This window comes from Rhodoferax sp. BLA1, from assembly GCF_013416775.1.
Lineage (GTDB): Bacteria > Pseudomonadota > Gammaproteobacteria > Burkholderiales > Burkholderiaceae_C > Rhodoferax.
In genome coordinates, this window is the sequence record NZ_SZVI01000012.1 from 262,532 (window position 1) to 274,072 (window position 11,541).

The 11,541-nt window shown below is 59.5% G+C and carries 8 protein-coding genes; 7 read left to right on the plus strand and 1 reads right to left on the minus strand.

Features of this window, described 5'->3' with window-relative positions; all coding sequences use genetic code 11:
• The first annotated feature begins 20 nt into the window (after nucleotides 1-20).
• From FDG13_RS14025 to FDG13_RS14040, 4 genes are all read left to right on the plus strand, one after another.
• The gene (locus tag FDG13_RS14025) at nucleotides 21-1,001 is read left to right on the plus strand and encodes a hypothetical protein (RefSeq protein WP_180129019.1); all 981 of its coding nucleotides are present in this window, start codon (nucleotides 21-23) and stop codon (nucleotides 999-1,001) included.
• 189 nt (nucleotides 1,002-1,190) lie between these two features.
• Nucleotides 1,191-2,207: an ABC transporter substrate-binding protein gene (locus FDG13_RS14030; protein ID WP_180129021.1), complete on the plus strand. Its 1,017-nt coding sequence runs from the start codon at nucleotides 1,191-1,193 to the stop codon at nucleotides 2,205-2,207.
• 31 nt (nucleotides 2,208-2,238) lie between these two features.
• A complete protein-coding gene (locus FDG13_RS14035) occupies nucleotides 2,239-3,936 on the plus strand; it encodes an iron ABC transporter permease (RefSeq protein WP_180129024.1) in 1,698 nt (565 codons plus the stop codon).
• On the plus strand, nucleotides 3,924-5,024 hold the full coding sequence (locus tag FDG13_RS14040) for an ABC transporter ATP-binding protein (protein ID WP_180129027.1): 1,101 nt from the start codon (nucleotides 3,924-3,926) through the stop codon (nucleotides 5,022-5,024). The genes FDG13_RS14035 and FDG13_RS14040 overlap by 13 nt, the downstream gene beginning before the upstream one ends.
• A gap of 56 nt (nucleotides 5,025-5,080) precedes the next feature.
• On the opposite strand, the gene FDG13_RS14045 is transcribed toward FDG13_RS14040, so the two are convergent.
• Nucleotides 5,081-5,506, minus strand: a complete 426-nt coding sequence (locus FDG13_RS14045; protein ID WP_078364439.1) for an acyl-CoA thioesterase — start codon at nucleotides 5,504-5,506, stop codon at nucleotides 5,081-5,083.
• Nucleotides 5,507-5,546: 40 nt separating this feature from the next.
• On the opposite strand from FDG13_RS14045, the gene FDG13_RS14050 reads away from it, so the two are divergent.
• The 3 genes from FDG13_RS14050 to FDG13_RS14060 all read left to right on the plus strand — a co-directional run bounded on the left by FDG13_RS14050 (nucleotide 5,547) and on the right by FDG13_RS14060 (nucleotide 11,541).
• On the plus strand, nucleotides 5,547-7,400 hold the full coding sequence (locus FDG13_RS14050) for an ABC transporter ATP-binding protein/permease (protein WP_180129029.1): 1,854 nt from the start codon (nucleotides 5,547-5,549) through the stop codon (nucleotides 7,398-7,400).
• Between the two features lie 517 nt (nucleotides 7,401-7,917).
• Nucleotides 7,918-10,881 carry a P-loop NTPase fold protein gene (locus FDG13_RS14055; RefSeq protein WP_180129032.1) on the plus strand — a complete coding sequence of 988 codons (2,964 nt, stop codon included), beginning with the start codon at nucleotides 7,918-7,920 and terminating at the stop codon, nucleotides 10,879-10,881.
• Nucleotides 10,882-11,160: 279 nt separating this feature from the next.
• Nucleotides 11,161-11,541 carry an XRE family transcriptional regulator gene (locus FDG13_RS14060; RefSeq protein ID WP_180129034.1) on the plus strand — a complete coding sequence of 127 codons (381 nt, stop codon included), beginning with the start codon at nucleotides 11,161-11,163 and terminating at the stop codon, nucleotides 11,539-11,541.

An 11,541-nucleotide genomic window follows, 5' to 3' on the forward strand; every position in this document is an offset into this window, starting at 1 on the left:
GTCAGCCACGGGGGCCGCCCATGCTGATTGAATCCTGTTCGGTGCCCAAGTACCGTAAGCTGAGCCAACCGGGCGACGATGTGCTGCTGGTGTTGCCTGGGCGCCTGTATGCGGTGTTTGACGGTGCCACCGACGCCACGGGGCTGCAGCTGCACGGGATGTCTTCCGGGCGTTTTGCCGCCAGCCAGGCGGCACAGGCCATGTTGGCCCATGTCACATCACCCGACCAGGCGGCGCGTTCACCCGAACACTGGCTTGTCCAGATGAACCAGGCTGTCGCCCAGGGGCTGCAAGCTGCCGGTGCCATGTCGGCACGGGTCGGCAGCACAGCGGTGGTGGTGGAAGACGCGGGTGGCGACGACTTGCGCTTTCTGATTGTTGGCGACTCGGGCGTCCGTATCAACGGTGACGAGCTGGTCTGGCTGCACAAGGATGTGGACCTGATCTTCAGCGCTGGCCGGGCCGCCATTTTTCACCTTCGGCAGTCCAGAGGCCTCGAGGGCGATGTGCTGGAGATGACCACACGCCAGTGGGTCTCGGGCGGATTGGACTGTGTGGCCCCGGCGGTCCTGTCAGCGACCGATCGTGAGGCCATCATCCAGACGACTCGCCACTGTTGTGAGGCACGCCTGCTGCCCGACGCCAAAGCGTGTCTCAGTGACTTGTTGTGTGCGGGTATTGTCCGCGGCCAACTCGGCTACGCCAACCTGTTGGGGCATTCGTTGGGGTATGCCGTGCTGGATGGCTCCACCACCCAAGGGCCGGATCTCTTGCACTTTTCACGCCCCAAATCCAGTGTGCGCAGCATTGAGCTGTTCACCGACGGCTATATGTCGGTGCCAGTTGGTTCCCGCGTGGGCGACTGGGAGGCAGAGTTTTTCCGCACCGAGGACGAGGACTTCCACAAGATCGGCACTTTTGCCAGCACCAAAGGGTCCAGTTCGACGCAATTCAGTGACGACAGAACGGTGCTGACGGTGCAGTTTCCAGTGTCCCTGTGACGCTCGGTGTCGCCTGTTTGGTGTCAAAGGTGTTGACCTGGACCGGCTGCATAATGCCCGCGGCTTGGCGCACGATCGGTTGATGGCGCACCCAGAACAGCTTGCGTTTGTCATAACGTTTGTCACGCTTTTGAAACGTCACTGTCGTATGGTTGAAAGCTTGTTTGAATTTCGCATTGGAGTTGTTGCATGTCCACCCCTTTTCCATCACGCCGCCGCGTCCTCGGTATGGCGCCTGCTGCCGGTCTGGCTGCACTGCTGCCGCATGGCCTGTTGCATGCCCAGGCTGCGGTGTCGGGCAACCTCTCGCTCTACACCTCGCAGCCCGAGCGTGATGCACGCGGCACCATCGAGGCCTTCAACGCGTTGTACCCCAACGTCAAGGTCAATGTGTTTCGTTCCGGCACCACCGAGGTGCTCAACCGCCTGCGCACCGAGGTGGCCGCTGGCAGCCCGCGCGCCGACGTGTTGCTGATTGCCGATGCGATTTCGATGGAGTCGCTCAAGGCCGATGGCCGCCTGTTGCGTATGACGCACCTCAACACCCAGCAGATCCCGGCGCGTTATTTTGACAACGAGCGCACCTACATCGGCACCAAGCTGATCAGCACCGGCATCGTGGTCAACAGCAAAGCCCCATTCAAGCCGAAGTCCTGGAAAGACCTGCTCAACCCCGCGCTCAAAGGCCAGATCGTGATGCCCAGCCCACTGTACTCGGGGGCGGCTGCCATCACCGTGGGTGCCTGGAGCCGAACCCCTGATCTGGGTTGGCCGTTCATCGAGGGCCTCAAGGCCAACAAGGCGATTGCGGTCAAGGGCAATGGTGCGGTGCTGCAGCAAGTGGCCACCGGCGAGAAGATGGTCGGTGTGCTGGTGGACTTCATGGCCTTCAACGCGGCCGCCAAAGGTTCACCGGTGGAGTTCATCACGCCCAAGGAAGGCTTGACCTATGTGACCGAACCGGCTGCCATCCTCAACACCGCCAGCAACCTGCCCGCCGCGCAGGCCTTTGTGAGTTTTCTGGTGTCACCGCAGGGGCAGAAGTTCTCCACCACGCTGGGGTACTTCCCGCTGCAGGGCAACATCACGCCGCCTGCGGGTTACCCCAAGGTCGAGAGCCTGCGCTTTATGCCGATGGATGCCGACGCCTTGCTGAAGGGTGCCGAAGCTGACCGCAAACGTTTCTCGGACATTTTTGGCGGTTAAAAATTTGAGTTTTCTGGTGGGTCGGTCAGGCATGTCGGGGTCACGCGCGCCCGCGCAAGAGCGCTGGCTGCTCTGGCTCGCGCTCGCCTTCTTGGTGGTGTTCAGCCTGTTGCCAGCGGTCTATCTGGTGCTGCAGCTGGGCCTGGCGCTGCTGGGCCCCACGCGGCAGGCCGTGCTGGCCACGCTGATGTCCCCCGATGCCTGGCGCGCCAGCCAGCACACGCTCGAAGTGGGCCTGGGCGGCGCAACCCTGGCGCTGATCTACGGTCTGGTGTTTGCGTTGTTTGTCTCGCTGACCCCGGCGCGGCCACGGCAGTGGCTGGTGTTTGCCTTTGTGGTGCAGGCGCTACTGCCGCCCCAGGTGGTGGCGTTGGCCTGGACACAGCTCTGGTTACCGCTCAAGAACACATTGATCGCCCAGGGCTGGGACAGCTGGCAGGCCATCAGCAACCCGCTGCAGTCGCGTGAAGGCATCATCCTGCTGCTGGGCATCCACTACGCACCGCTGGTGTTTTTAACGGTGCGTGCCGGTTTGCTCAACTTGTCACCCGAAGTGATCGAGGCGGCCCGTGTTTGTGGCGCCTCACCCCTCAGCATCCTGCGGCGGGTGATCCTGCCGCTGGTCTTGCCCGCGCTGGTGGCCGGTGGTGCGTTGGCATTTGTCTCGTGTATCGGTAACTTCGGCATCCCGGCGTTTTTGGGCATCCCGGCGGATTACCTGGTCTTGCCCACGCTGATCTACCGTGAGTTGTCGGGTTTTGGCTCGGCGGCCATCCCGAGTGCGCTGGTGTTGTCGGCCCTGGTGGCGCTGCTGGCCGCGCTGGGCATGGGGGTGCAGCGGGTGTTTTTACGATGTGGCAGCAGCGAGGTGATTGCTACGCGTCTGAAAATGCCACCCTTCCATCTGGGCCGCTGGCAGACCCCCGTGGCCGTTGGCCTGACGTTGTGGGTCAGCCTGCTGCTGCTGGCGCCACTGCTGGCCCTGCTGGCCAAGTCGGTGTCGCCCGGTCTGGGTATCGCGCTGACCTGGGCCAACCTCTCGCTGGAGCATTACAGCTATGTGCTGTTGCACAACGACGCCACGCTGCGCGCCTTTGTCAACAGCGTGAGTCTGTCGGTGGGCAGTGCGCTGGTGCTGGCGGTGGTGTCGCTGTTTCTGGCCTACCAGATGGCCTACCGCCGCAATGTGCTGCTGCGCCGGCTGATGCCCTGGGTCGAGGTGCCGTATGTGATTCCGGGCGTGGTGCTGGCCATTGCCATGATCCTGCTTTACCTCAAGCCGTTGCCGCTGCTGGGCTGGTCGTTTTACAACACACTGTGGATCATCTTTTTCGCCTATTTGGCGCGTTTTTTGACGATCCAGCTGCGCCCGGTGCTCAGCGGTTTTGCGCAGATGCCGCGCGAGATGCTGGAAGCGGCCGAGGTGTTTGGCGGCTCGTTTGTGAGCCGTATGTGGCACATTGTGGTGCCGCTGATTTTGCCCTCGGTCACCGCCGGGGCGCTGCTGGTGATGTTGTTGTCGCTCAACGAACTCACTGTGTCTGCCCTGCTGTGGGCCACCGGCACCGAGACGCTGGGTGTGCTGGTGTTCGGGCTGGAGCAGGGCGGCGAGTCGGCTGCCGCCTCGGCCGTGGGCATCCTTTCCATTGTGATCACGCTGCTGTGTATGTTGCTGGCATCGCGGCTGGGTCGCCGTTTACCTGAAGGTGTGTTGCCGTGGCGCGCATAAAACTACAAGACATCCACAAACATTACGGCAGTGGCGCCAATGCCTTCCATGCGCTGCGCGGTGTGTCGCTGGAGATGCACTCGGGAGAGTTTGTCGCCCTACTGGGGCCATCGGGCTCGGGCAAAACCACGCTGTTGCGTGCGGTCGCGGGACTGGAGAGCATCAACAGTGGCAGCATCCAGATTGGTGACGATCTGGTGGCCGCGCCCGGGCGCCATGTGTTGCCCGAGCGGCGCAACGTCGGCGTGGTGTTCCAGAGCCATGCCTTGTGGCCGCACATGACGGTATTTGACAACGTGTTGTTCCCGCTGCGCGAGTCCGGCCTGTCTGCAGCACAAGCCAGCCCGCGTGTGATGGAGGCATTGGCCCAGGTCGATTTGCAGGCGCTGGCTCGGCGCACGCCCGGTGAACTCTCAGGCGGGCAGAAGCAGCGCGTGGCGCTGGCGCGGGCCATGGTGGCGCAGCCGCGCGTGATCCTGTTTGACGAACCCCTGGCCAGCTTGGACGTCGAATTGCGCCGCGACATGATGCGCCACATCGACCAGATGCGCAGCACCCAGAGCAGCATGGTTTATGTGACCCACAACCAGGAAGAAGCGCTGGCGCTGGCCGACCGCGTGGTGGTGCTCAACGAAGGCCGTATCGAGCAGGTCGACACCCCCATCCGCCTGTGCCGCGAACCACAGACCGAGATGGTGGCCCGGTTTGTCGGCGCGGGCAACCTGCTACCGGCCCGGCGCATCAGTGCAGTGCAGGGTGGTTTGGCCGAGGTGGCGCTCGGTGACTACCACTTTGTCGCACGTGACACCAGCGTGGGAAGCACCCAGACCGAGCTGCGGCTGTGCTTGGCGCCCACTGCCTTTGTGGTGGCTGCGCCCAACGTCCCCGGCCTGTCCGTGTTGGTCGAGCATGTGTTTTTTCAGGGCAGCTCGTACGCGGTGGATGTGATGCTGCAGGGCGCCCTGGCCGTGCCGCTGAGCCTGGTGCTGCCGTTTGAGGCCCTACCTCGGCGCGGGGACGTGTTGCGGCTGCAGGTGCGCGACGCCTGGGTCATGCCCGAGCCGCGCGGCACAAGCCAACTTGTATAAGAAATCGGCCTCTAGCCCTTATATATCAAGGGCTAACTGCTGCTTTAATAGTAGCGTCAAACGTCCGCTGGTTTGGGCACTTCACGCGGTTTGCCGTTCTCATCAAGCGCCACATAGGTCAGCAGCGCCTCGGTCACCTTGGTGTAGCTGCCTTGTTCCAGAAAACGTTCCGCATAGACCTCGACCTTGACGGTGATCGAGGTGCGGCCAATACGCACCAGCTTGCCGTAAAAGCTCAGGATGTCGCCGACCCGCACCGGCTGTTTGAAGATGAATTCGTTGACCGCCACCGTGGCCATGCGCCCGGCGCTGTAGGTGGCGGCAATCACCGCACCGGCCATATCCACCTGCGCCATCACCCAGCCGCCAAAAATGTCGCCATTGGCGTTCACATCCCGCGGCATCGGGATCACCTTGAGCACCAGCTTCTCGTCGGTGGGCAGTTGCGCCGGGTTAGTGGCGGGGCGAGGGTTTTCAGACATGGGCACAATCCAGGGTGATAAAAACAAGGAATTGTCACCCATGCGCCGCTCTGGCGAACCTACCCCTCCGCCCACCCTGCTGCCCAACGGCCAAGTTGCCCCACGTTCCGACTGGGCCACACTGCAGCGGCTTTTCCCCTACCTCTGGCAATACAAGTGGCGCGTGATGCTCGCGCTGGCCTTTATGGTGGGTGCCAAGCTCGCCAATGTGGGTGTGCCCCTGCTGCTCAAACAGCTGGTTGACACCATGAACCCCAAGGCCGGTGTTGGCATGCCCGCGCTGGTGGTGGTGCCGCTGGGCCTGCTGCTGGCTTATGGCCTGCTGCGCCTGTCGACCACGGTGTTTGCCGAGTTGCGCGAGCTGATTTTTGCCAAGGCCACCGAAGGCGCCTCACGCGCCATCAGCCTGCAGGTGTTTCGCCACTTGCACGCCCTGAGCCTGCGCTTTCACCTGGAGCGCCAGACCGGCGGCATGACCCGTGACATCGAGCGCGGCACCCGTGCGGTGCACTCCCTGATCAGTTATTCGCTTTACAGCATCTTCCCCACGCTGATTGAGGTGGCGCTGGTGCTGAGCATCCTGGCGGTCAAGTTCGACATGTGGTTTGCCTGGATCACCATCAGTGCGCTGCTGCTCTACATCACGTTCACCATTGTGGTCACCGAGTGGCGCACCCAGTTCCGCAAACAGATGAACGAGCTGGACTCCACCGCCCACAGCCGCGCCATCGACTCGCTGCTGAACTACGAGACCGTCAAATACTTCAACAACGAAGACTTTGAGGCCAAGCGTTACGACGACAACCTGGAGCGCTACCGCAAGGCCGCGCTGAAGAGCCAGAGCACGCTGAGCATGCTCAACACTGGCCAGCAGCTGATCATTGCCGCCGGGCTGGTCGCCATGTTGTGGCGCGCCACGCAAGGTGTGGTGGATGGTCGCATGACCCTGGGCGACCTGGTGATGGTCAACGCCTTCATGATCCAGCTCTACATCCCGCTGGGCTTTCTGGGTGTGTTGTACCGCGAGATCAAACAGGGCCTGACCGACCTGGAAAAGATGTTCACCCTGATGGAGCGCGAGCGCGAGATTGCCGATGTGCCCGGTGCGCTGCCACTGGCGCTGCATGGCACCAGCGCCAACACCCTGTCGGCAGAAGCGGGCAACGCCAGCGTCAGCTTCCAACACGTGCACTTTGCCTACGACCCGGCGCGCCCGATCCTGCACGACATCAGCTTCGAGATCCCGGCGGGCAAAACCGTGGCCGTGGTTGGGCCGTCCGGCTCGGGCAAGTCGACGCTGGCGCGGCTGTTATTCCGCTTTTACGACGTGCAGCAGGGTCAGATTCAAATCGCCGGGCAAGACATCAAACAAGTCACCCAGGCCAGCGTGCGTGCGGTGATTGGCATCGTGCCGCAAGACACCGTGTTGTTCAACGACACGGTGGAATACAACATCGCCTACGGCCGCCCCGGCGCCAGCCGCGCCGAGGTGGAGGCCGCAGCCAAAGCCGCGCACATCCATAACTTCATCGCGGCCACGCCCAAGGGCTACGACACCATGGTGGGTGAGCGCGGGCTCAAACTCTCGGGCGGTGAAAAACAGCGTGTGGCCATTGCCCGCACCTTGCTCAAAAACCCGCCGATCCTGATTTTTGACGAAGCCACCAGCGCACTCGATTCCGCTAACGAACGCGCCATCCAAGCCGAGTTGCAAAGTGTGGCGCAGAACAAGACCACCCTGGTCATCGCCCACCGCCTGTCCACCGTGGTCGATGCCCATGAAATCCTAGTGATGGAAGCCGGCACCATCCTCGAGCGCGGCACCCACGCCGCCCTGCTGGCTGCCAATGGGCGATATGCGCAGATGTGGGCGTTGCAGCAGAGTGTCGAGTAGTTTGGGGTGTTTTTGGGCGCTGGCCCTTTTGGAGTAAGGGCTAGTCACTATTTAAATAGTAGTGACAGAGGTGCAGGGGAACATTGTTTCACGTAAGTCGGGTCTGCAGCTGGAGCAGTCATCTGTGATGGACTGCTGGACGGCAAGTCCGGGCCAAGAGCGGCCGGTCACCCCTGCCGCACAGCAACCATCTGAATGGCAGCTCAGCTTTGAAAGCAGCCGGATGGTCAATTCACACAACTCGGCCATTTCTGTCTTTCGGAGCCTCAGGCTTTAGAGCATGTTTGGGCTGCAAAGCGGACTGCCTGTAACTTAGAAGCGCGGGACCGTTTATGCCAAGGCGCTATAGTGGCAGTTGCTTTCGATTGCCTCGTAGCGTTGGAGGGCCTTGTGTCGAACAAGGAGGTAGATGTAGTGAAGTCGGATGCTGACTAGGCGTGATATTTAAGCCTGCCTCCTCAATCCGTTCTGGAGTTCGAAACAGCGCAATTGGCGACACATTCATGGGGGGGAGGCTATGTCTGGCAAATTGCCAACGAGCATGCAGATGCCGGAGATACTCGTGTTCGCGAGAGCGATGCTGTTTGGTGCTGTGCTGTTTGAGACTCTTTGGGTTGCATACCTTGGTGCTGGAGCGTTGGGTCGGAGTCTCTCCGAATGGGGCGTAGTAGGTTGGTTGGTGTTGGTCGGCTATGCGGCCGCGTTGCCAATTGTCTTCGTATACGCCAAGAAGCGAGGATGCTTACAGCATGCGTTGCGCATCATTCAAAGCCGTCGCATCGACTTGCTGCTGCTTGTTGGCCTCGGGGCGTTCGTGATGCACCTGTTTGATCCTCTGCTTGCCAAGTTTCATGAAGCCGTGTCGCACGCTGACATACTTTGGGCTCCAACTGCCTTTGCGGTATTGATGCTCACGTTTATTTCTCCTATCTGGCGCGAGCTGAGTCAACGCAAGCGTCCAGACACTGCGCAGCTTTGGTTTCTAGCTGATGACGAAATAAAAGGGGACGACCAGGATGCCTTGGGCGTTGCCCCGCAGGCTAAAAACTTTGCGGATACAGTGCTTACTAGTGGCATTCGGTCCGGTCTGGTATTTGGCATCGACGGGCCGTGGGGTATTGGCAAGACCAGTTTTTTGAATATGGCCAAGCAGCACTGGGAAGATGCAGCAGGCGACTCAGTGATTGTTTTTAAGTTTGAACCACTGCGCTACGCATCCGAGCCCGACCTTTCCGAGCGTTTCATCAAGGGCTTGTGCGCAGCAATTCGGCAGCAGGTCTTCGCGCCTGAGTTACTGCCTGTGGCCAGCCGCTATTCCCGGATGCTTAAGGGCAAGACCGACCTTTCCGTGTTGGGAATAAAGTTTTCATTCGAACCTTCGACGGAAACCATCGACGAGTTGCTTGAGGACATAGATGATCTGCTCAAGCAACTGGGGCGTCGCCTGATCATCATTGTCGATGACCTGGATCGACTGGAGAGCAAGCTGGTCAACAACGTGCTGTTTACCGTTCGGCGAACTTTCAAGTTGAGTCAGGCCACTTATGTTCTTTGTTATGACACCGAGAATTTGCTCGCATCGACAGCCGGTAGGGACGATGGGGCGAGGGCTCGCGAGTTTCTTGAAAAATTCATCACTGCGAAGCTGAGCCTGTTCGTGGATTTAAAAAGCATCAACGATTTTCTGGATACCGACTGGGAGAAAGCTGCCTTCAAGAGCGACAGCGTTTCGCCTACGGTCATGCGACTGCTCAGGCAGCTCATGAAGGAGGTCCAGACTCTACTCGCCAGCAACAACGGGCATCGCTACGTGCCTCTGTTAGGCGATCTGCGCAAGATCAAGCGCTTCGTCAATGCAGCGTTGCTCATGAATATGGAGAAGGTCAAACTGGATGGCACAGATTTCAACATCAAAGACCTCATCCACTTGATGCTTCTGAACCTGAATTACCCTGGGCTTTTCCGTCAGATATATGCCGCAGAAACGGAAGGGCGGGCGGGTTCGTTTAGTGTCCAGAGAAAACTAAGTGATTCAAACAAGCCAATACTAGAAAACGCTAAGGGTTTTGCGGAAACCTTCAATAAGGCTGATGAGCCAGCCAAGTTCCTCCTGCTGCAGCTTTTCGATGTAGATACCTTGGCATTCTCCTACTCCTTCGCGAGCGATGAAAATGTGCTGCGTTCGCGTGCCTGCTTCAACAGGCAGCACCGTAACCTGGAGAACTATCTTCAGCTGATCGTGCGGCTGAAGATTCCAGAGCCAACTAAAAGTTATCGCCTCTACAAAGATTTAGTCGAGTCGGTGATCGAGCATAAAAAGGAAGTGGCTGGCATTTTGCTGCAATCTGACTTTTCGCTTCGAAAATCAGAAACGCCGCATGATGAGTTTTGGAACATGCTCGTCAGTCGGGCCGATGAACTGGACAGGGGGGCCGCGAACGACACCATCAAGACCTTGGTCGAATGGCTGCCAAAGTACTCGTCTTTGGATTTCGGCCACCGCAGTATGAGGCACCGCACGGTTATATCGTTGAGGTATTTCCTTGAACGAGCTGGTTTTGGCGATCTGCCTGGGAATGGCCGAATCCGAGGCGAAGCCGATGTCCAGGAGCTGGCGACTCGACTGATTGGAAATGAAACAACTCAATCGCATCCATCTCTGATTCAGCAACTGGTTGCACCCGATCGGGGGGCTTTAGGGTGGAATGACCTAATGCTGTTGCGCATGTACTGCTCGCCAGACGTCAATTTCAATACGAACATTTGCACCGCACTTGCAAGACAAGAGGACCCTGGCGCTACAGTATTCGGAGTGGACCATGATCGCCTCGCAGTCGACTCGATGCGGAGGTTCTCGCAGAGCGTGTTCGCGGAGTTCAAGCGGTTTTATATCGACGGTCAGCTCAACTTCTTCCTTGAGGTCGACCGTCTCTCCACGGCTCAGATCTTAGGAGATGGCGGTCGCGGTATCGTGGGTGACATCGACGATCTTGAAGCCGAGATCCAGCGGTTTCTTTCAGACCTCAAAAGCTTCGTGATTTACCATCTAGCCAACATCCATTTCGGCAGTGCCCAGGGCGTTGGGTGCGGCAGGTACGATGAGTTCGACAAAAAGGACGGTGAGGGAATCCGCCAGGCGATGACTGATTACCTTCTTGGATTCTGCTTCGATCCCAGCCATGGTTTGCCCCACGCGAAGGCATTTGCAGACTTCTGCCTTCAACCTGCACCCTTCAAACTCACAGCCCCGGATGGCGTTGATGACACTTTGTACATGGTGACAGATCTGCTGGGCAAGGATGCAATAGCAAATTTCTGGTGCCGATCTGGTGATCAGATAAAGCAACAGCTGGCGTCAGTGACAGGTGCTGTCTATGGCTGCGGCGGACGTAAGACGACTTACGGTGAGTGGCTTCCAAAGTTGCTTGCTGCCCTAGATCAGCTAGTCAATGTTCCCGAGATGAGTGCACCGGACGAGTGATCAGCTGGGCGGCAAGGGTGACCGGCCGCTCCGCTCAGTTTCCTGCCGCTGACAGCGTCCCAGGCCGAATGTCCGCAACGGGGCGGGGCCAGGCGATGGCAATCGACATGCCTGTGACTCCTGTCAGCCTTAAACTGACTTTAAAAACCAGACTCTTGGGTCTTTTTCGCGGCAGCCGCCGTGGCCCCGATCAACCGTCTCTCTTCAGCAATCGCACGGCATCTTCTGGTGTACCGATAAATCTAGACAATATCAGCTAATTTGTACTAATATGACGGTATGCCAAAAGCCACCAAAGCCATCCAACAGCTACCCCCTGCCACCTTGGGTGCACTCCAGAAACTGGGTGCCGACTTGGCGGTGGCCCGCTTACGCCGCAAGGAATCGCTGCGCACCTGGGCCAAGCGCTTGGGCGTCACCCTCTCTACGCTCCAGCGTCTCGAAGCCGGCGACCCGACCGTGAGCATCGGCATCGTCGCAAGTGCCTTGTGGCTCATCAACCGAGATGGCGAGTTGGGAAACTTGGCGGCACCAGAACAGGATCAGGGTGCGCTCGAGCTGAACATTCGAGAAGCAGTGGCGCTTGGCCAGGCCCGTGCGCAGGCCTCCGCAGAAGCCCGCATGCGCACAGATCCCCCCAACAACAGCAAGAAGGACTGA